General features: G+C 36.4%; 18 protein-coding genes. All 18 read right to left on the minus strand.

The annotated features are described in order from the left end of the window. Positions 1-3: 3 nt before the first annotated feature. The 18 genes from NST91_RS15230 to recA all read right to left on the minus strand — a co-directional run bounded on the left by NST91_RS15230 (position 4) and on the right by recA (position 22,424). On the minus strand, positions 4-405 hold the full coding sequence (locus tag NST91_RS15230; protein WP_121446657.1) for a MerR family transcriptional regulator: 402 nt from the start codon (positions 403-405) through the stop codon (positions 4-6). 110 nt (positions 406-515) lie between these two features. Continuing rightward, positions 516-1,796 (minus strand): methionine gamma-lyase family protein, encoded by a 1,281-nt coding sequence (locus NST91_RS15235; RefSeq protein WP_341331829.1) that lies wholly within the window; start codon positions 1,794-1,796, stop codon positions 516-518. 13 nt (positions 1,797-1,809) lie between these two features. Next, entirely contained in the window at positions 1,810-3,051 is a 1,242-nt protein-coding gene (gene hflX, locus NST91_RS15240; protein WP_341333545.1) for a GTPase HflX, read from the minus strand. A 135-nt stretch (positions 3,052-3,186) separates the two neighbouring features. After that, a complete protein-coding gene (gene spoVK, locus NST91_RS15245) occupies positions 3,187-4,134 on the minus strand; it encodes a stage V sporulation protein K (protein ID WP_341331830.1) in 948 nt (315 codons plus the stop codon). 401 nt (positions 4,135-4,535) lie between these two features. Then, on the minus strand, positions 4,536-4,760 hold the full coding sequence (hfq, locus tag NST91_RS15250) for an RNA chaperone Hfq (RefSeq protein ID WP_057999880.1): 225 nt from the start codon (positions 4,758-4,760) through the stop codon (positions 4,536-4,538). A 93-nt stretch (positions 4,761-4,853) separates the two neighbouring features. Continuing rightward, on the minus strand, positions 4,854-5,801 hold the full coding sequence (gene miaA / locus NST91_RS15255) for a tRNA (adenosine(37)-N6)-dimethylallyltransferase MiaA (RefSeq protein WP_341331831.1): 948 nt from the start codon (positions 5,799-5,801) through the stop codon (positions 4,854-4,856). A gap of 194 nt (positions 5,802-5,995) precedes the next feature. After that, a complete protein-coding gene (gene mutL / locus NST91_RS15260; protein ID WP_341331832.1) occupies positions 5,996-7,891 on the minus strand; it encodes a DNA mismatch repair endonuclease MutL in 1,896 nt (631 codons plus the stop codon). A gap of 53 nt (positions 7,892-7,944) precedes the next feature. Next, a complete protein-coding gene (mutS, locus tag NST91_RS15265; protein WP_341331833.1) occupies positions 7,945-10,542 on the minus strand; it encodes a DNA mismatch repair protein MutS in 2,598 nt (865 codons plus the stop codon). Positions 10,543-10,789: 247 nt separating this feature from the next. After that, positions 10,790-11,332: an outer spore coat protein CotE gene (locus NST91_RS15270; protein WP_121446652.1), complete on the minus strand. Its 543-nt coding sequence runs from the start codon at positions 11,330-11,332 to the stop codon at positions 10,790-10,792. A gap of 343 nt (positions 11,333-11,675) precedes the next feature. After that, complete coding sequence (locus NST91_RS15275; protein WP_341331834.1) at positions 11,676-12,107, minus strand: YlbF/YmcA family competence regulator; 432 nt, start codon at positions 12,105-12,107, stop codon at positions 11,676-11,678. 1 nt (position 12,108) lies between these two features. Next, a complete protein-coding gene (miaB, locus tag NST91_RS15280; RefSeq protein WP_341331835.1) occupies positions 12,109-13,638 on the minus strand; it encodes a tRNA (N6-isopentenyl adenosine(37)-C2)-methylthiotransferase MiaB in 1,530 nt (509 codons plus the stop codon). 303 nt (positions 13,639-13,941) lie between these two features. Next, positions 13,942-14,808 carry a 2-oxoacid:ferredoxin oxidoreductase subunit beta gene (locus NST91_RS15285; protein WP_341331836.1) on the minus strand — a complete coding sequence of 289 codons (867 nt, stop codon included), beginning with the start codon at positions 14,806-14,808 and terminating at the stop codon, positions 13,942-13,944. Position 14,809: 1 nt separating this feature from the next. Continuing rightward, positions 14,810-16,546, minus strand: a complete 1,737-nt coding sequence (locus tag NST91_RS15290; protein WP_341331837.1) for a 2-oxoacid:acceptor oxidoreductase subunit alpha — start codon at positions 16,544-16,546, stop codon at positions 14,810-14,812. Positions 16,547-16,871: 325 nt separating this feature from the next. Continuing rightward, complete coding sequence (locus tag NST91_RS15295; RefSeq protein WP_341331838.1) at positions 16,872-17,795, minus strand: dipeptidase; 924 nt, start codon at positions 17,793-17,795, stop codon at positions 16,872-16,874. Between the two features lie 108 nt (positions 17,796-17,903). Continuing rightward, positions 17,904-18,164, minus strand: coding sequence for a stage V sporulation protein SpoVS (gene spoVS / locus NST91_RS15300; RefSeq protein ID WP_003211281.1), 261 nt, complete (start codon positions 18,162-18,164; stop codon positions 17,904-17,906). A 321-nt stretch (positions 18,165-18,485) separates the two neighbouring features. Further along, complete coding sequence (gene ymdB, locus NST91_RS15305; RefSeq protein WP_341331839.1) at positions 18,486-19,280, minus strand: 2',3'-cyclic-nucleotide 2'-phosphodiesterase; 795 nt, start codon at positions 19,278-19,280, stop codon at positions 18,486-18,488. A gap of 131 nt (positions 19,281-19,411) precedes the next feature. After that, positions 19,412-20,974, minus strand: a complete 1,563-nt coding sequence (gene rny / locus NST91_RS15310; RefSeq protein WP_121446645.1) for a ribonuclease Y — start codon at positions 20,972-20,974, stop codon at positions 19,412-19,414. A gap of 409 nt (positions 20,975-21,383) precedes the next feature. Beyond that, positions 21,384-22,424 carry a recombinase RecA gene (gene recA, locus NST91_RS15315; RefSeq protein ID WP_121446644.1) on the minus strand — a complete coding sequence of 347 codons (1,041 nt, stop codon included), beginning with the start codon at positions 22,422-22,424 and terminating at the stop codon, positions 21,384-21,386. Between the last annotated feature and the right edge of the window lie 117 nt (positions 22,425-22,541).

Below are 22,541 nucleotides of genomic sequence, written 5' to 3' on the forward strand. Positions count from 1 at the left end.
CTATTAATGAAAAAATCTCGACATATCATTATGATGCGGACCTGACTGCTTTTTAAATCTTCCAGCTTGCAATAATTCATTTCTTAAAAGTTTTCTCAGCTCAGAATTAGATATTTCCTGTTTCACAGGCTCAACAGGCTTTTCTTCCGCAACTTGTCCTGAATTTCGGACTGCGAATATTTGTTTAATTCCTGCCAAATTGACCTTTTGTTCGATCAAGCTTTTTATTTCAAGTAATCGATCAACGTCATTAAATGAGTATAGTCTTCGATTTGTTTCAGTTCTTGCTGGAGAAATCAAACCATTTTCCTCATAATAGCGAATTTGCCTTGCAGATAATTCAGTTAATTGCATGACAATTCCAATCGGAAAGAGTGGCATGGAACGCCGAATTTCATCACTCATATGGGATCCTCCTTTTCGCAATGAATAAGTTAATATTATATGATGTTAGATTATCTGTCAACACAATGTTAGAAAACATAACATGAAATTTCATATAAAAAAAGAGGAGTTTAATCCTCATTCTTTATCGAAATTAGTTGTTTAGTAAGCAATTGGTTAAGCGCAAGACAAATGGCAATTTTCACATGAGAATATGTAAGTCCACCTTGTACATATGCAACATATGGAGGACGTGTTGGACCATCCGCTGTTAATTCAATGCTAGCACCTTGAATAAACGTTCCTGCTGCCATGATCACGTCATCCTCATACCCCGGCATATAACTTGGATATGGCGTTACGTGTGAGTTTATAGGAGAAGCATATTGGATTGCTTGACAGAAGGAAACCATCATATCTTTGTTATCAAATTGAACAGATTGAATTAAATCTGTTCTTTCACTATCCCAGCTTGGCTCTGTTTTCAGACCGATTTTTTCTAAAATCGCAGCTGTAAATACGGCTCCTTTTAACGCTTGTCCCACAATATGTGGTGCAAGGAATAATCCCTGATACATTTCCTGCAGAGAATAAAGTGATGCCCCTGCTTCTGCTCCAATGCCAGGGGATGTCATTCGATATGAACATGCTTCAACAAGTTCTTTTTTTCCCACTAAATATCCGCCAGTTTTTGCAAGTCCGCCTCCTGGGTTTTTAATAAGCGAACCGGCAATTAAATCAGCTCCTACATGACATGGCTCTTGTAATTCAACGAATTCACCATAACAATTATCAACAAAAACAACAACATCAGACTTGATTTCTTTGACGAACTGGATCATTTCTTTTATTTCTGCAATCGTAAAGGAAGGTCTTGTTGCATATCCTTTTGAACGCTGAATTCCAATCATTTTTGTATTTTCATGAATAGCATTTTTAATTGCTTCAAAGTCTGGTCTTCCTTCAGGTGTTAAATCGACTGTATTATATCCAATATGAAACTCCTTTAAGGATCCATTTCCTGTACCTCTAATCCCTACAATCTCTTCTAAAGTATCATATGGATTTCCTGTAATATATAGCAATTCATCATTCGGTCGCAACACACCAAACAATGCAATCGAAATGGCATGAGTCCCTGAAATAATTTGCGGTCGTACAAGTGCTGCTTCACCCCCAAAAATATGGGCGTACACCGCTTCCAATGTATCTCTTCCAATATCATCATAGCCATAGCCTGTTGAGGGAATGAAGTGAGAATCACTTACTCGATTATCTTGGAAGCTTTTTAACACTTGATATTGATTGTAATCAATATTTTTATCAATCTTCGTATGAACCTCTTTAATTTCTTGTTCGGTTTCTTCAACTAATTCCGAAATTAGTTTACCATAATCTAATTCTGTAAACATGATGTTTTCCCCTTTATGATTGAAAATCGTCTAGTTGACCATTCAATGAGTGACTTGGAAAAATAAAGCCAGTGCAATCGTATTTTTCCGCTTCTTCATTGTAACGAAGTTCTTTCAAAATCGTTTCTTGTTTTAAATGTGCTAATAATCTACCTTCCGAGCTAGGTAGAGATACCTTGTATTCTTTCATCTCCTCAATCATTGAATCCTCTACCCTTGTCTTAATTACCACTAAATCATTTTCATCAAAAGCACTAACTAAAATGGATTTAGATGTTGACGAAGGAACAAAATCAGGGTGAACTTTATCTTTTTTATTATAAATAGTCAGAATCGGAATTGATTCAACACCTAGTTCATCCAAAAGCTTCAATACTGTTTTTTCATGATTAAAATAATCAGGATTTGAAGAATCAACCACATGAACAATTAAATCTGCTTCTTTTACCTCTTCTAAAGTTGAGCGAAACGCAGCTATTAGCGAAGTAGGCAAATCTTGAATAAATCCTACTGTATCAGTTAATAGTGTAGTTAATCCACATGGAAGAATCATTTTACGAGTCATTGGGTCAAGTGTCGCAAATAATAAATTTTCTTCAAATGAATCTGCCTCAGTTAGTCTATTAAATAATGTCGATTTCCCTGCATTTGTATAACCTACCAATGCGATTTGATATGTATTATTTTTCTTTCTTCGTTCGCGATAGCGCTCCCTGTGCTGTACAATAACTGATAATTGATTTTTGATATCATCAATCCGCTTATGAATATGTCTTCTATCGGTCTCTAGTTTTGTTTCCCCTGGACCTCTCGTCCCAATTCCACCACCGAGTCTTGATAATTCAATCCCCTTACCTGTTAATCGGGGTAATAGATATTGGAGCTGAGCTAATTCTACCTGTAATTTTCCTTCTTTTGAGTTTGCTCTAGAAGCAAAGATGTCAAGAATCAGCTGGGTTCGATCAATCACCCTAGCTTGAAGACTAGAAGATAGATTCCTTACTTGGCTTGGGGATAACTCATCATTAAAAATGATTACATCTGGCCCTAGTTCTTCTTCAAGATGCACTAACTCTTCCACTTTACCTTTTCCTATGTATGTAGCAGGATGGACTTTTGCACGCTTCTGCGTAACAGTCATTACCACTTGGCCCTTGGCTGTTTTAGTTAATGATTGTAATTCTTCGAGCGAATATTCAAACCGACTTTCGTCTTCATTTTGAATATGACAGCCTACAAGTATCGCTTTTTCCATATCTTTCTTTTGTTCGTTTACCAATCAATTTACCTACTTTCATGGAAGGTGTTTTTCTTACGTTATCATATCAAATTTAATGAAACTATACCAATTTTGAAATTAAAATAAACCGCCTAATAATAGGCGGCACGTTTATTCTTTGAAAATCAAGTCCTGTGTTCTTATTGTCTGAAGGTCCTGTTTACTGTAAGTATCGTCGATTAATAATCTCATTGCTTGACTTCGAATTGATTTTTCGATGATATTCCGAACGTAACGCCCATTACTAAATTTTCCGGGGTAAGAATCCATTTTAACAGCAAGTAAATGCTCACGTAATTTTCTTTCTGCCTCTGGACTGAATTCATATTCACGTTCCACCATCATTTTTGCTGAAATTTCCATTAACTGTTCAACGGTATAATCCGGAAAATCAATTACAAGTGGAAAACGAGAATATAATCCTGGATTTAAAGATAAGAAATGGTCCATTTCTTTTGAGTATCCCGCTAAAATCAAAACAAATTCGTGCTGCTTATCTTCCATATGTTTAACTAACGTATCTATAGCTTCTTTTCCGAAGTCCTTTTCTCCACCTCTAGCTAGGGAATACGCCTCATCAATGAATAATATGCCACCAATAGCCTTTTTAATTAAATCCCGTGTCTTTTGTGCGGTATGACCAATATATTCCCCGACCAGGTCAGCTCTTTCTGCTTCAATGAGATGCCCTTTTGATAGGACATTCATTTGCAGAAATAATTTCCCTAATAATCGTGCAACAGTCGTCTTACCTGTTCCAGGGTTTCCTTTAAACATCATGTGTAATGCTTGTTTTCCTACCTTTAAACCCTGTTCTTCTCGCTTTTTATTAATATAAATCCAAGCATAGATTTCCTTTACCATTTTCTTCATTTCATCCATACCTACAAGAGCGCTCATTTCTTCCTCTATTTCTTTTAGAGCTGTATGTTTTGTTTGGATTTTCGTTGAAATAGCTTCTCTAGAAGTAGAGTGCAGTACTTTTAATTTCTTTTTTTCTCCATTCAGAACGACATTTATTTGTCCATTGTTCTTCATTGTAATGGGTTGTTGATCCAAGAGCTCTCACCTCTCATTTCAGTACATTATACGTTGTTGGGTTAAATTCGTGACAAAAGCCCAAGGAAATATAGAAAAGCGCAAGGCGCCCGCCTATCGGTGACAAGCATAAGACGAGCGCTGACAGAAGGTGCTTTTTACCTTCAGAAGCGATTGGCTTATGACTCGAGCCGATGGCGCCTGGAGCTAGACCTAGATCGCAAACTAAATTTCCCTTTTATTTCTACAATTTTCTCACTTTTATTACAAAAGACTCTTGCTTTTTGTCAAAGATTGCGCTTTCCCGGAAAATATTCCATAACACTATATGTATATGAGCCAATTTACAAATCTTGAAGAAAAATTAGACAAGATGAAAAAAACAACCTTACTTATCAAAGTAAGGTTGTTTTTTCGGTAATTTATTCAAGCTCTAGTTTAATGTTTTTTTGTGGAGCGAAAGTAGAAATTGCGTGCTTATAAATAAGTTGCTGCTTCCCTTCAGTTTCTAATAGAACTGTAAAGTTATCAAAGCCTTTCACTAATCCTCGTAATTGGTATCCATTTAATAAGAATACTGTTACAAATGTCCCATCCTTACGTAGAGTGTTTAAAATTTGGTCTTGGATATTGATTGCTTGTTTCATGAAATGTCCTCCTCTAGAATCTACGGCACAAAATGCCGAAACTGTCATTGCCCAATTTTGAACAATCGAATACATCTTATATTATCTATTCTCTTAAATTCCTAGCTTTCCTGCTATATATTTATAAATTTCATTAAATTTTTCTTTAAACTCATTATTTGCTGACATATCAAACCATTTTACATCGATTTTATTTCGAAACCATGTTAATTGTCGCTTTGCATATCTGCGTGTATTTTGTTTTAATTGTTGGATTGCTTCGTCTAGGGATGATGCCCCATCTAAATAACTATAAAGTTCTTTATAGCCAATTGCTTGGATGGATTGGCAATCTCGTAAACCTTGAGAATGGAATTTTGTTACCTCTTCAAGCAGTCCCGACTCTATCATCAAGTCAACCCTATGGTTAATGCGATCATACAATTTCTCTCGTTCCATTGTTAATCCAATTAGGGCAACATCATAGATAAGTTCATGCTTCTGTCCCTCCAAATATTCGGTCATCGTTTTCCCAGTTGTTTTGTAAATCTCTAAGGCTCGAATGACTCTTCTTACATTGTTGGGGTGAATCCGTTCTGCACTCTCCGGGTCTATTTTTTTTAGTTCCTGATAAAGAGGTTCAACTCCCCTTTCAGCAACTTTTTTTTCAAGTATATTCCGATATTCAGGGTTTGAGGCATCATCTGTAAATTGATAATCATATATTACAGATTGAATATAAAGCCCTGTCCCCCCAACAATCATCGGTAATTTACCACGATTATGTATTTCCGTTATTAACTTTCTTACAACCTCTTGAAACTCCGCTACCGAAAAGCTCTCATGTGGTTCCTTAATATCAATGAGATGGTGGGGTATCCCTTCCATTTCATCTTTAGTGATTTTGGCAGTACCGATGTCCATCCCTTTATAAATTTGCATGGAATCTCCACTTATAATTTCAGCATTAAGCTTTTTGGCAAGTTCTATGCTTAGTTTCGTCTTTCCAACTGCGGTTGGACCAATTAGAACGACAAGTTTTTCTTTTTTCAATTCTTCCAATCAATCACTACCTTTACCTCAATTCATACTATTATCGTAACATAGATAATAAGACGAATACTAAATTATTATAACCAAATTGACTTAGAAAATAACAATTTTCTTGAACCTTATCATAGTTTCCTACTACTTTTGTCTTATATAGGGAAAACTCGCCTATTTAGCGAGTTTTCCGCACTTTTTATATCGTTTATTTACATGACTCGTTTGAACATCTTTTCCATTTCATAGGTCGAATGGTGTATGATGATTGGTCGACCGTGAGGACATGTAAATGGATCACTTGTTTTACGGAGCGTTTCAAGTAATGCAAATATTTCATCGTTACGTAAATGGTGGTTCGCTTTTATAGAAGCTTTACAGCTCATCATAATCGCTGCTGCCTCTCTTAATTTCTTAATATCTATTTTCTTATCATTAAGCACTTGCTCGATAATTTCCTCAATGACTTCTTTTTCATCACCTTTTGGAAACCATTGGGGATGTGAACGTACAATGTAACTGTTATGGCCGAATGGTTCCAAGTAGATTCCAACCTGTTCTAAATCTTGCTTATGCGCATTTATGTTGATACATTCATCAGTTGAATATTCCAATGTAATCGGAAGAAGAAGTTCCTGAAGATCAGAAATATTTTCTCCTACTTTTTCTCTGAAATATTCATATTTAATTCGCTCCTGAGCTGCATGTTGATCGATAATATATAAACCTTTCTCATTTTGAGCAAGGATATATGTTCCGTGCATTTGACCGATGGGATACATAACTGGCACACGTTCATCTTTATTTATGTTGATTTCAGTACCTTCAAAATCTGTCTCTTCAATCTCATCCAAGGAACCGGTAGTTGTGTAATCATTTTCTTCAATTACCAGTTTTTCCGTATCATATGGTTTTTCTTCATATACAGATGTAATGACCTGAGTTGGTGTTTCAATATTAAGTTCTTCTTTCCTCGAAGCCTGTTGAATGGTCTCAACAAATTTAGGGACAAAGGGTTGTTTTTCTTGTGGTTCAGTTTTTATGGAATGCTGAAATACGAATTCTTGCTGCTCCGATTTTTGAACTTCCTTCTTCTTTGGATTTATGGCATCCGGGATTAGTTGTTTATGTTTAAAAACATCCTTAATTCCTTGATCAATTAATTGATTTAGTTCTTGTTCTTTACTAATCCTAACCTCTAGTTTTGCTGGATGGACATTCACATCAACTAACAATGGGTCCATCTTAATGTCGAGTAAGACAATTGGAAATCTTCCAATCGGTAATAAGGTATGGTAGCCTTGCTGTATAGCTTTAACTAGTGGAAAATTTCTTATATATCTACCATTAATAATGGTTGATATATAGTTTCTTGATGCCCTTGTAACTTCAGGCATAGATATATAGCCTTCTACACTAAAGTCTAATGATTGCAAATGAATAGGGACCATTTGCTTTGCAATTCCTAAACCATAGATCGCAGCAAGTACCTGTCTAACATCCCCATTCCCACTTGTATATAAAAGGCGTTTTCCATTATGCAATAACCGAAAGGAAACTTCCGGGTGAGCAAGGGCAATCCGATTGACAGCATCGGTAATATTGCCAAGCTCTGTGTGAACGGTTTTTAAATATTTTAAGCGAGCTGGAGTATTAAAGAAAAGATTAGAAACTGTAATGTCAGTTCCTTTACGACTATTTGTTGCCTTTTTCTCCGCAATCTGTCCACCTTTTATGAGAATATGAGTACCTGAATTATCTCCCGTACTGGTCTTCATTTCTAGTTCAGAAACAGAGGCAATACTAGGTAATGCCTCACCTCTAAACCCTAATGTCCGGATTCGAAATAAATCATTTTCGTCCTTTATTTTACTTGTTGCATGACGATGAAAGGCATTCACACAATCCTCACTATCCATGCCATCACCATTGTCAATAATTCGAATTTTGGAAAGGCCCGCTTCTTCTATTTCAATTTCGATAACAGTACTGTTTGCGTCGATGGCATTCTCAACTAATTCCTTTACAACTGAGGCTGGCCTCTCCACTACTTCCCCTGCTGCTATTTTATTTGAAAGAAGGTCATCTAGTTGGACGATTTTCCCCATGCCTTCACCTCATTCTCTTTTAAGAAAATCAAAAATTTATTGAACCTTCGTTTTTATCCTTTTAATTGTTTTTGAATTTCGTATAACTTATTGATTGCCTCTAAAGGTGTAAGTCCTAAAATATCCATATCTTTGATGGATTTCAAGACATCCTTTTCCTTAGAAGACACATCCTTTTCTTCTTTTTGGTAGGTTGACTTCGTTTCCCCAAAAAATGAAAGCTGTAAATTGTCTGTAAGGTCAATCGATTCTTCTTTTGTTACAGCTATTTCTTTTTCACCTTGCTCAAGATGATTTAATATTTCTTTTGCACGTTCAATTAAGTTCTCAGGAAGCTCAGCAAGTTTTGCTACATGAATTCCATAGCTTTTATCTGCTGCGCCTTCTTTAATTTTGTGAAGGAAGACGACATTATCATTTTCCTCTATCGCACTCACATGAACATTCACTAAGTTTTCCAGACCTGTTTCTAAATCGGTCAGCTCGTGATAATGAGTAGAGAACAATGTGTGTGCTCCGATATTTTGGTGAATATATTCAATAATAGCTTGTGCAAGCGCCATTCCGTCATAAGTAGATGTTCCACGTCCAATTTCGTCAAATAATAATAAGCTTTTCGATGTTGCATTGACAATGGCATTTTTTGCTTCAAGCATTTCTACCATAAAAGTACTTTGTCCAGAGATTAAGTCATCTGCGGCACCGATACGAGTGAATACTTGATCATATATTGGTAGAACAGCTTCACTTGCTGGAACAAAACAACCAATTTGTGCCAAAATTGAGATCAGTGCAATCTGTCTCATATACGTACTCTTACCAGACATATTTGGTCCTGTAATAAGAAGCAATGACCGTCCTTGCTCCATCACACAATCATTTGGAACATATTCCTGTGCCTGCATCACTTTCTCAACAACCGGATGACGTCCATCTTTAATAAAGAGCTTGTCCTCAGAAAAATGAGGCATACAATAATGGCGTTCTTCACTTATCGTTGCAAAGCACTGCAGTACATCAAGCTCACTTATGACCTTTGCTAATGTCTGAAGTCTTGGAATATAGCTCTTAACTTGTTCGCGAATATCAAGAAAAAGATCATATTCTAATTGGACAATCTTTTCCTCTGCTTCAAGAATTAATGTTTCTTTTTCTTTAAGCTCAGGGGTGATAAAACGTTCTGCATTAGTTAGAGTTTGTTTTCTTTCATACAGACCCTCGGGTAAGTACTGTAAATTGGACTTTGTTACTTCGATATAATATCCAAAGACACGGTTATATCCAATCTTTAAAGACTTTATTCCTGTTTTTTCTCGTTCCTGTTTTTCTAAGGATGCAATCCATGTTTTACCATTTCGGCTTGCATCACGATATTGGTCAAGGGTGGCATTGTAACCATCTTGAATAATATCTCCTTCTTTAATAGACAAAGGAGCTGACTCCTTAATGGAACGTTTAAGAAGGTCGGTTAATGATTCGCAAAGATCCATTTGCTTGCTGAGATTGTCCGCATATGGGTGCTGCAACTGTGTTACAAGTTGATAAATTCCCGGAACCTGCTCAAGTGATTTTTTGAGTTGTAATAGGTCTCTTGCATTTACATTTCCGAAAGCCACACGTCCCGCCAGTCGTTCAAGATCATATACTTCCTTCAATAAATCCCTTAATTCTAATCTTTCAAAATAGTGTTCAATAAAGGTTTGAACCATGTTAAGCCGGGCTTCAATTTCATTTTTATTTAATAACGGTCTGTCGATCCAGTGTTTTAACAGACGACCTCCCATTGCAGTAACTGTTTGGTCCAGAAGCCAAAGTAATGAACCCTTTTTCCCTTTATTACGGATCGTTTCAGTAAGCTCAAGATTACGTTTTGAATAAAGATCAATTTTCATGAATTGATTAATATAAAAAATACGAACCTGTTGAAGGTGATCAAGTGAGCGCTTTTGCGTTTTTATTAAATAATTTAATAATCTTCCAAAAGTAAGAATCAATTTCTCATCCTCAAGCCTCTCGGTAAGCTGTTGAAAATGTTCAGCAATTGTGCAATTATCTTCATACGAAATCGTTACCTGGCAACGTTCAATCATTGCTTTTTTATACTGATCGTCAAAATCTGTCGAAACAACAACCTCTTTTACACCATTTGCATAAATTTCTCCGATAACTTCTTCAAACTGGGAAAACAATAATGAGACGCGGTTTTCACCTGTTGTTAAGTCAGTTAATGCAAATCCGAAAGAATTATCGGAAAAGTTTGAAACGGTTGCTAGAAAATTATTTTCTTTATCTAGTAAGTTTTTACCTTCCATTACAGTTCCAGGTGTAATTAATTGTATGACTTCACGTTTTACGACACCTTTTGCCTGTTTTGGGTCTTCTGTTTGCTCACAGATCGCAACTTTATATCCTTGATTCACTAATTGTTCAATATATCCTGCAGCTGAGTGATAAGGGACCCCGCACATCGGGATTTTTTCTTCAACACCACCATCTCTAGCCGTTAACGTGATTTCTAAAATTTGTGATGCATTTACTGCATCATCAAAAAACATTTCGTAAAAATCACCTAGTCTAAAAAATAAAAAGGCATCTTGATAATCTGCCTTAATCGTTAAATACTGCTTTATCATCGGCGTATACTCTGCCATTTAAAATCCCCCAACAACAATCAAATGCGCCTCGGCGTATTTGCGCCCGATTTTTTTCGAGCTTGCTCGAAATGTTACCTTTGAAAAATCGTGGCATCCGCCGGAGGCTTTGACTTTACTTAGTCGGTCGCCCGACTGAGTAAAGTTTTATCTTCCAATAGTATAACATAACTTAAAAAAGGAAAGGGCAGGACTTGTCTCCCATTACATGAAAAAAAACTAGGAAGTCATGCCTCCTAGTTTCCAATTATTCTTCTAAATCGCCAACTAAGAAGTCAGGATTTAAATCCTCGAATTCTTCGTCGTCTACATCCCAATCCTTATCATCATCATAGCATCCATCTGGATTCACATGTACGCAAACCTTTGTTTCCCCAATAATTTCTGCCATTAGCTCTCTTTCAACCTCAACTAAAATTTTGTTCCCGTTAGGTGAGATCGTACATTCTAAGCAGTTTGGCTGTTGCAACACATTAACAATCACGTCACAGTCATCATCTAGGAAATTCTCGTCTCTATACTTTAGCTTGATGTGGTCTGTGTATGAAAGTGTTTCAGTAACAACCTCTGTTTTGGTATTGTTACCAAAAGAATACCACACGTTGACATCAAATTTTCCGTATACTACTATTTTATTACCTTCTTTCTTTGCTTCATACTTGTGGTTAATAATCCAGCATCCCAAAATGCTTGATGGGTGGTGAGGTGGAGAAATGGTATAAGTAGACTGTGAAAATTTACGTCCTTTACCTACAACAGCTTTTGTGATAATCTCTCTGTATTCAGACATTCGAACAAACCCTCCTCAATCAATCTTCAATTCATCCTATGCGGGACATTTGACTAGTGTGCTAAAGACTGATTTCTTTTTACAAACTTTTTTCAATTTACTTTGTTGTTTCCTTATGAGTACACGAAAAAAGTTGAATAAACCAATCAAAGAAAATACTAAAAAAATGCATTGTCGTTCTCTTTATACTTAACCTTACGAGTACCGTATAGTTCATTGTATGCGGGTTCGCCCATTTATGTACCTTTTTTTCAAAGCCGTACAAGCAAAAAATAAAACCTGATGAGAGACATGCTTTACAAATAAAAAAAGACAAAAGCTTAAGCTTTTGTCTTTTTATTAATTAGTGGCAGCCACAGCCCTTATTGTTATTCACTTTTGAGCCAGTTTCTCCCGCTAACAAATCTCCACCAGTAGATGTAATAATCTGATTAGTTACATTGTTAGAAATGGTATGTGCCACAAGCTGTAAAAGATCATTCACTTCAATCTGTGAATTCTTAAATTCTTCTACAACCGGAATACTATCTAGTTCTGCTTGAAGATTATCAATCTTTTCTTCAACTTGTTTTAATGCTTCAGACTTTCCAAAATGCTGAAAATTAACTGCTTGTTTCTGTAAGCTTTTGATGCTATCAATAATTTCTTGAACTTTTTTATTCTGGTTTATTTGTGCTTCTGCACGCTTAAAAAAGTCAACCTCTTGTGTTTCTGCAATCATTTTTGCTAGTTCTGTTGCGCGTTCTACGATTTGTTCTTTTGTAAATTGTGCCATTTTAGTTCACCTCTACCGCTTCTTCGATCATTTCTCCATCTAGTGTCCATGTCTTTGCTTGGATAATTTTCACTTTTACAATTTTACCAATTGCAGATTTTGGACCTTTGAAGTTAACCAATTTATTTTTACTTGTATATCCAGCAAGTACTTCTGGATTGTTTTTACTTTCACCTTCAACAAGAACTTCTACTGTTTGACCTTTGTAGGCAAGGTTTTTCTTTGCAGAAATTTCATTAACAAGTGCGTTTAGACGTTGAAGTCTTTCCTTTTTAACTTCCATTGGAATATTATCTTCCATTTTGGCAGCTGGAGTTCCTTCACGTGGTGAATATATGAAGGTATAGGCTGAATCGAATTCTACTTCTCTATATAAGGAAAGTGTCTCTTCGAATTGTTCATCCGTTTCATTTGGGAAACCAACAATAATATCAGTTGTAAATGAAGCATTCGGAATCTGTTCTTTCATTTTGCGAACTAGCTCTAAATATGTTTCTCTTGTGTATTTACGTGACATTAATTTTAATACTTGTGAACTCCCAGATTGAACTGGAAGATGAATGTGCTCCATAAGATTTCCACCTTTAGCGAGCACTGAAATTAAATGATCATCGAAATCACGTGGGTGACTTGTTGTGAAACGAATACGTGGGATATCAATCTTACGTAACTCGTCCATTAAGTCTCCTAAACCATATTTAATATCTTCAAAATCTTTACCATACGCATTTACGTTCTGGCCAAGTAAGGTAATCTCTTGATAGCCTTGTCTTGCTAAGTGACGTACTTCTTCAATGATATCTTCTGGGCGACGGCTACGTTCCTTACCACGAGTATATGGAACGATACAGTACGTACAGAATTTATCACATCCGTACATAATGTTTACCCAACCCTTGATATTTCCTTTACGTACTTTTGGAAGGTTTTCAATAATGTCCCCTTCCTTAGACCAAACCTCAACAACCATCTCTTTGCTGAACATTGCTTCTTTAACAATATAAGGAAGGCGATGAATATTATGAGTACCGAAAATCATATCAACGAATTGATGTTTTTCAAGGATTTTATTCACAACTGATTCCTCTTGGGACATACATCCACAAACACCAATTAAAAGATTAGGATTTTCAAGTTTTAAAGGTTTTAAATGACCGATTTCACCAAATACTTTGTTTTCAGCGTTTTCACGGATCGCACATGTATTTAGTAATATGATGTCGGCATCCTTCGTATTTTCAGTTGGCTCATAGCCCATTTCCATAAAAATACCAGCCATTATTTCCGTATCATGTTCATTCATTTGACAACCATACGTACGGATTAAAAAGCGTTTTCCTTTTCCTGCATCCTTCATATCCTCAGGAATCGAAAATTCTTTTAAGTAATTTACTTGCTCTTTACCACGCTTCTTCGCATCTTTTAATGAAGGTGGTTGGTAAACGGATTGAAAATACTTGCTGTAATCCTTTTCGGATTTTTTGTCCGCAGGTTTTACTTGAGTACTTTCAAGACGTTGTTTTTCGTTCATGTTGTATCTCCTTTCTTTATCGAAAAACTACATTTTCAAAAAAATAAAATTCCATTTTACTAGTATAAGGTTTAACAAGTATTAATACAATAAAACCGTATAAATGTAGAAAAATGTACAATTTTAGCAGTTTTAAGTGATTTATTCTACTAACAGACACACATGCCTATTTTATCATTCAACAATTAACGAGTAAAGATATAAAGAATTATGAAAGACTAGTGTAGTCATAAGGCCGATTTTGACTGAAACTATATTAAAAACCCTACTAAGAGAATAATTCTTAGTAGGGTTTGGTTTGTATTACATAAATTCAGCAACTAGTTTATTAAACTTTTCTTCATCTAAATTCAAGTCTGCATGCACAAGCGGCGCTTCACCATATCCATGAACAAGTTCTTGATACGAAGGTTTTTCTGTATTTTGATAGATGAGCCCAGTAACAAGACTGTTATGCTTCATCAACGTTTGCATAGCTACTGATCGGTCTGAAGGATCATATCCCTCAACATCACCTAATTTTGTTAGGTTTTCTTTAAACCAGTCATATGTATTGACTTTATTATAAGTTACACATGGGCTAAATACATTGATTAAAGAAAAACCTTTGTGCTTGATTCCAGCCTCAATTAGTGCTGTTAAATCTTTAAGGTCAGTTGAGAAGCTTTGTGCAACAAAAGTAGCACCAGCTGTTAATGCCATTTCCATGACAGAAAGTGCAGACTCAATGGAGCCTTTTGGAGTACTCTTTGTTTTAAAGCCCATTTCACTTCTTGGAGAAGTTTGACCTTTTGTTAGACCATAGATTTGGTTATCCATAACAATGTATGTGATGTCTATATTACGACGAATAGCATGGATTGTATGGCTCATTCCAATTGCATATCCGTCACCGTCACCACCAGAAGCTATAACAGTTAAATCACGGTTTGCCATTTTTACGCCTTGAGCAATTGGTAAAGACCGTCCATGAATCCCGTGTAATCCATAAGCATTGATATATCCAGAAATACGTCCAGAACATCCTATCCCTGAAATCACAGCTAGCTGTTCAGGCTCAAGTCCAACATTTGCAGAAGCACGTTGAATCGCTGCTTGTACGGAGAAGTCTCCACAACCTGGACACCAGTTAGGTTTTACATTATTCCGAAAATCTTTAAATGTTGCCATATTAGAACAACTCCTTACATTTTGTGTGAACTTCATGAGGTAGGAATGGATTACCGTCATACTTTAAGAAGTTAGTAATCTTGTCTGCATGTCCTACATTCATCTTCATAATGTTTGCGAGCTGACCAGTAGCATTATTTTCAACCACTAATACTTTCTTAGCTGATTGAATTAACGGTAACATTTCTTCAGTTGGGAAAGGATGGATTAAACGAACTTGAGCATGATTCACTTTAATACCATCATTTTCAAGACGAGTCATCGCTTCTTCAATCGCACCACGAGTTGAGTTAAAACCTACAACTAATAGGTCCGCCTCTTCATGTTTAACATTTTTATGCACAGGTGTATTGAAACGGATGTTTTTAGTCTTTTTAAGTCGTTTTTCCATTTGATCCTTACGGTTGCTTGCAGCCTCAGATGGCTTACCTTGTTCGTTATGTTCAACACCAGTTACATGGTGGATTCCATTCTTTACACCAGGTACTACACGTGGTGAAATTCCACTCTCGGTAACTTCATAGCGTTTGAAGTATTCTTTATTCTCTAATTCTGGTAATTCGTCATCAAGAAGTAGATTACCACGTCTGATTTCTATTTTTGAATAATCAAGTGGTTCAACAGTTTGCTTACCTAAAGAAAGTTGTAAATCTGTTAGGAATATAACCGGACACTGATATTCTTCTGCTAGGTTAAATGCTTCAATAATGTCATAGAATGCTTCCTGAACAGTACTTGGAGCCATAACAATCTTAGGTATTTCACCATGTGTACCATAGATCATTGCCATTAAGTCAGATTGCTCTTGCTTAGTTGGAAGACCTGTACTTGGACCTCCACGTTGTGTATCAATAATAACAAGCGGAGTTTCAGTAATACCTGATAACCCGATTGATTCCATCATTAACGATAATCCTGGGCCAGCAGAAGCAGTAAATGCACGAACACCTGCGTAGTTAGAACCAATCGCCATTGTACATGCAGCAATTTCATCTTCTGTTTGGATAACTGTTCCACCAAATTCAGGTAACTTGCTAATTAAGTATTCCATGATTTCAGAGGCTGGTGTGATTGGATATGCAGGCATAAATCTTGCTCCACCCGCTAGAGCACCCAGAGCGATAGCATCATTTCCAATCATGAACATGCGTTGCTTGCCGTCTGCTTTTTCTAACTTCATTATTACATCTTCACTAAGTAGATCATTTAGGAATTCTGCACCGGCTTTGATTGCTTCCATATTTTTCTCTACAACTTGCTGTCCCTTACGTCCAAAGATTTCATCAACCACATTTAGGTACACATTTAAATCAAGATCTAATAATGAGCTAGTAGCTCCAATTGCGACCATATTTTTCATTAGGGACGTGCCAAGATCAGTCGCAATTTCAGTAAAAGGAACAGAATACAGATGAACTTTCGTATTTTCAGGAATGGTTGGTTTGAATTTAGCATCTGCCAATACTACCCCGCCATCGCGTAACTCATGAAAATTAAAATCAATTGTTTCTTGGTCAAAAGCTACTAAAATATCAAGATCATCAGATATTGCACGAACTTGAGTTGTACTTACACGAATTTTGTTATTTGTATGTCCACCTTTAATACGTGATGAAAAGTGACGATAACCGTATAAATAGTAACCTAAACGATTCAGAGCGATGGAAAAGATTTCCCCCGTACTCTCGATTCCTTCCCCTTGTTGTCCGCCAACCTTCCACGAAAGTTGATTGATCATGACTTACACCCCTTTGGAATACGTTATATATAAGATTTTTATTAATTTATAAGCATAGCACTTTCCAACTGAGTTGTATTGAATTGTAATATGTATATTCTATTGAATGAAAATGGATCATTTCTTACGACAAATCAGGAAAAAAATTCCAATTTTGAAGTCTAAAATGCTATCCAATTTTATATCGTTGGATATGTACTAAACGCTTTCAATTCTAGACCTATCAACGAAAAAAAGCAACCCTTAGCAAGCAAATTATGGTGAAAAATGCATATTTTTTTATTTTTCAATTAATTTTAGATTAAACCAATATAAAATGATTAATTTATGCTGGTAAATTCTCCACAAAATTTTGATACAAAAATTTTTTCACTTGGATTTCAGAGTAATATTTCAACAAACTGTTTACAAGTCCTTCATACCCTGAAAAGTTTTCAAGTCCAATAGTTGTATCTGTTATTCCATCAAAATCAGACCCAAATCCAACATGATTTTCTCCGCCTAATGAACAAATATAATCAAGATGTCTGATTACATCGTCGATAGTTGCTGTTTCTCGATTGCTTAAAAATTGAGGGACAAACGTTATTCCAATCATACCTTTCTTTTTAATTAATGCTAGAATTTGTTCGTCTAGCAAATTACGGCGGTGATTACAAATTGTCATTGCATTTGAATGAGATGCAATTGGGTAATCTGCCACTTCCATGACATCCCAAAATCCTTTTACCGATAGATGTGATACATCTGTCCATATTGATGCCTTATTGTGTTCTTTTACAACTTCTATACCAAAACTTGATAACCCTGCTCCACGTGGTTCACCAACGCCATCTGCGACAAAGTTGGCATAATTCCATGTTAAGCCAACAGAGGATACTCCCAGCCTCAATAAAGTTTGTAACTTTACAATACTTTGATCAATTGCATCGCAGCCTTCCAACGTTAAAAAAGCACCAATTTCATCCTCTTTCAAAGCTAAAATATCATTTCTTGTCCTTACTACCTTTAATAAAGGAGAGGGCTTAACTACTTTATTATAAAAAATTTCTACCATCTCTAATGCCACTTCAAATCGACTTTCGGGGTTTACTTCTTCTGGGATGTATATCGCAAAACTTTGCACTTTGCTGCCAGATGCTTTTAATTGATTGTAGTTAATATGTAATTTTGTTGAATTTGCAAAATCAATAGTAGGGTCCATCCACATTTTATATAAAACATCTGAATGGGCATCAAATATCTTCATACAAATCAGCTCCTTTACGTTTATTTTACACAAAAATACCTGTCTGTCACATTCGACAAACAGGCCACTTATCCACTACTTAACCACTTTATATAAAAGTACATAGTATTATCGTGGTTCAACGATTAATTTTATAGCAGTTCTTTCTTCACCATCAATTAGAATATCAGTAAACGCCGGAATACAAATTAGGTCCACTCCACTCGGTGCCACAAATCCTCTAGCTATCGCTACTGCTTTCACTGCCTGATTCAATGCACCAGCACCAATCGCTTGGATTTCTGCAGCTCCTCTCTCACGTAAAACACCCGCAAGTGCCCCTGCTACAGAGTTAGGATTAGATTTTGCTGAAACTTTTAATATTTCCATTTCTACTTTCCTCCTTGTTCTTTACAATGTTCCCTGAGTGACCGGTAGAACCATACAAATGAATCACCACCGTTACATTTGCGATCTTGCTTTAATACTCTCTTAATTTTTAAAATAATCGCAAACCTTCCAGAAGCTAGCTTTATTCAACCAGGGATTACCCGAGTCTGAATTGAATAACGAATAATGATCCCATAACTACTATATTCACTAGAAACTACCAGTATTCCTGCTTGTTTCTAATCTTTTTCTAAAAATTCAAAAACTTGGCGAAATCAAGGAAAAACCAAGATATCTCTTTGATACCTTGGTCAGAAATAATTAATCAAAAAATGGATGATCATCATTAATAAGAATTCGTTGAATGCCCTTAGCAGTCCCACTTTTAGGATCTACATCAATAAGTACTCCGTTTAATTGAGTTCTTCCTTCAACGACTTCGAAACGAACAGGTAATGCCGTTTTAAATTTGTGAAGCACAGCTTCTTTATCCATCCCTAGTATTCCATCGTACGGGCCAGTCATTCCAACGTCAGTGATAAATGCAGTACCTTTTGGCAATACACGGTTATCAGCAGTTTGAACATGTGTATGCGTGCCAACAACTGCTGTTACCCGTCCATCAAGGTACCAGCCCATAGCGATTTTTTCACTTGTAGCTTCCGCATGAAAATCTACAAAAATAACGGAGGTTCGCTTCTTTGCTTCCTCAATCAACTCATCGCACTTTTTAAATGGATCATCAATAGCTGGAAGAAATGTGCGCCCTTGCAAATTAATTATGGCAACCTCCTGTCCATTTACCTTGCTATACATGATCCCTTGACCCGGAGTTCCTTCAGGGAAGTTCGCAGGCCGTATCATGTTTTTAGCCGTATCAATAAACTCAAAGATATCTTTGTTGTCCCATGTATGATTACCTAATGTAATGGCTTGTGCACCATTCTCTAAAAATTGATTATATATTTTCTTAGTTATTCCCCTACCAGATGCTGCATTTTCCCCATTAATTATGGTTAGTGCTGGATGGAATTTTGCCTTAAGTTTCGGAAGATATTCCCGAATCATGCCTCTTCCTGGTGAGCCAACGACATCACCTATAAATAAAATCTTCATGTAAAAGCCCCTTTCACTATAAAGTGAAGCACAAAAACAAAAAAATCTCAATGTCCTTGTCGATATTTATGAAATAATTCAACAAAGTACCTGTTAATAAAATAAAAAAAGTGGTCAAAAATTGACCACTTTTATTTTGCGTATTCAACTGCTCTAGTTTCACGAATTACAGTAACCTTGATATGGCCCGGATAATCCAACTCTTCTTCGATTCGTTTACGGATGTCACGAGCTAATCGATGTGCATTTAAGTCATCGATTGCATCAGGTTTTACAATAATTCTAACTTCACGTCCTGCTTGAATTGCAAAGGATTTTTCAACGCCTTCATATGACTCTGAAATTTCCTCTAGCTTTTCTAAACGGCGGATATAGTTTTCAAGTGTCTCACTTCGTGCACCTGGTCTTGCAGCAGATAAAGCATCGGCTGCTGCAACCAATACAGCTATAATTGATGTTGGTTCTGTATCACCATGGTGGGAAGCAATACTATTAATTACAACTGGATGTTCTTTATATTTCGTTGCGAGTTCTACACCGATTTCAACGTGACTACCTTCCACTTCATGGTCAATTGCTTTACCAATATCATGCAGTAGTCCAGCACGTCGAGCCAATGTTTCATCTTCACCTAACTCAGCAGCCATTAAGCCTGCTAAGAACGATACTTCCATTGAGTGTTTTAAGACATTTTGGCCGTAGCTTGTACGATACTTCAAGCGACCTAAAATCTTAATTAAATCCGGATGGAGTCCATGAACACCAACCTCGAAGGTTGTTTGTTCACCCACTTCACGAATGTATTCGTCTACTTCACGTCTTGATTTGTCTACCATTTCTTCAATACGTGCAGGGTGAATACGTCCGTCTTGAACAAGTTTTTCAAGTGCGATTCTCGCTGTTTCACGTCGAATTGGATCAAAGCCAGATAAAATAACAGCCTCCGGTGTATCATCGATGATAAGGTCAATACCCGTTAATGTTTCAAGTGTACGTATATTTCGCCCTTCTCTTCCAATAATACGTCCCTTCATCTCATCATTAGGCAAGTTAACTACAGATACCGTAGTTTCTGCGACATGATCAGCGGCACATCTTTGAATAGCAAGAGAAAGTACTTCTTTTGCTTTCTTATCAGATTCTTCCTTTGCACGATTTTCTGCTTCTTTTACCATCATAGCTATATCATGGGAAAGCTCGTTTTCAATACGTTCAAGGATGATTTGCTTTGCTTCTTCACGTGTTAAGCTAGAGATTCGCTCAAGTTCGGCTTGTTGCTTGTGTACCATTTCTTCCACTTTGCTTTCCATCTCTTCAATATGCTGTTGTCTTTGAGCGAGAGAATCCTCTTTCTTTTCTAGCATGGATTCGCGTTTATCTAATGTTTCATCCTTACGATCAAGGTTCTCTTCTTTCTGCAATAAACGATTTTCTTGTTTTTGTAGTTCGTTTCTTCGATCACGGATTTCCTTTTCTGCCTCTGTACGAAGTTTGTGAATTTCATCCTTTGCCTCTAACAGTGCTTCCTTCTTTAAAGAATCTGCTTCTCTATTTGCATCTTCAATAATTTGTTCGGCAACACTTTTTGCACCAGCAATTTTAGTTTCGGCAATAGACTTACGAACATAAAAGCCAACAATCGCACCGACGATTAGGCCAAACAAAGCGGAGATGATTATAGAAATGGGATCCATCTTCTTCACCTCCTCTTGCTATAAACTTTTTCTTGCTAGATCAAAATGTCGGCATGTACATTTTACAATATACAGCACAAAGGCTTTTTAAGCTAATCAGATTCTTAGGTTACGACCGAAAGCAGCTCAGACTACTCCGGGTCTGAATAGCAAAAGCTCAAACCGAGTTTTGCTTCTAACGTTTTAATTCTAACAAAATGTAAAATATACATTTTAATTGTAAATCTGTGAATTTTTATTGTCAAGGCCTGTCAGAAATAGTATTACATGAAAATGGAAATTTTATTGGGTAACCATGTGATTATAAAGGCTTTTTGGTAAATAATGAGGTTTATCTATCGTGTTGAAAAAAGTAAGTTAATGGGGAAAATAAAGAAGAGACACATTAACTGTGCCTCAACTTTGATGATTAGTCTAGTAAATCAAACTCTTCTTGTTCCTCATCAGCAGGTGCTACTTTAACACCGTCAAGTCCATAATGATTTCTAATTTGCTGAAGGATTTCATTTCGAACATCTGGGTTTTCTTTTAAGAATTGTTTTGCATTTTCGCGCCCCTGGCCAACTCTTTCTTCATTATAAGAATACCAAGATCCACTCTTTTGAACGATATCAAGTTCCGAACCGATATCAATGATTTCGCCCTCAATTGAAATTCCTTCTCCGTACATAATGTCTACTTCGGCTGTTTTAAATGGTGGGGCTACTTTATTCTTAACAATCTTCACTTTGGTTCTATTACCAACAAGTTCATTGCCTTGTTTTAATTGTTCCGCACGACGAACCTCTAGTCTTACAGAAGAATAGAATTTGAGCGCGCGTCCGCCTGGAGTTGTTTCTGGGTTTCCGAACATTACCCCAATTTTTTCACGGACCTGGTTAATGAAAATTGCAATTGTATTTGATTTATTGATTGCACCTGAAAGCTTACGTAATGCTTGTGACATTAGGCGGGCTTGTAGACCCATATGGGAATCTCCCATTTCACCTTCGATTTCTGCTTTTGGAACAAGTGCCGCAACAGAGTCAACTACTAAAATATCGACTGCACCACTACGTACTAATGCTTCAGCTATTTCTAATGCTTGTTCACCAGTGTCAGGCTGCGATAATAATAGTTCATCAATGTTTACACCCAATTTTTGTGCATATGCTGGATCAAGCGCATGTTCCGCGTCAATAAATGCCGCTTGTCCACCAGTTTTTTGTACCTCAGCAATCGCATGAAGTGCTACCGTTGTTTTACCAGAGCTTTCTGGTCCATATATTTCAATTATCCGTCCTCTTGGATATCCTCCAACACCTAATGCTACGTCTACTGCTAGTGAACCACTTGAGATAGTGGAAATTCTACGATCTGTTTGTTCTCCAAGCTTCATGATTGAGCCCTTACCAAACTGTTTCTCTATCTGCTTCAATGCCATTTCTAAGGCCGCTTGACGATCACTCACTATATTTCCTCCTTTATTCGTGAAACTATTATTACTATACAATGTTTTGTTCGATTTGCCAAGCAAAAAGTCGAACATTTATTCGCTTATTTTTATTAATAGTTTTTTCCCATTAAT

Origin of the sequence: Ferdinandcohnia sp. FSL W7-1320 (genome assembly GCF_038050315.1) — a bacterium.
Classification (GTDB): Bacteria; Bacillota; Bacilli; order Bacillales; family Bacillaceae_L; genus Ferdinandcohnia; species Ferdinandcohnia aciditolerans.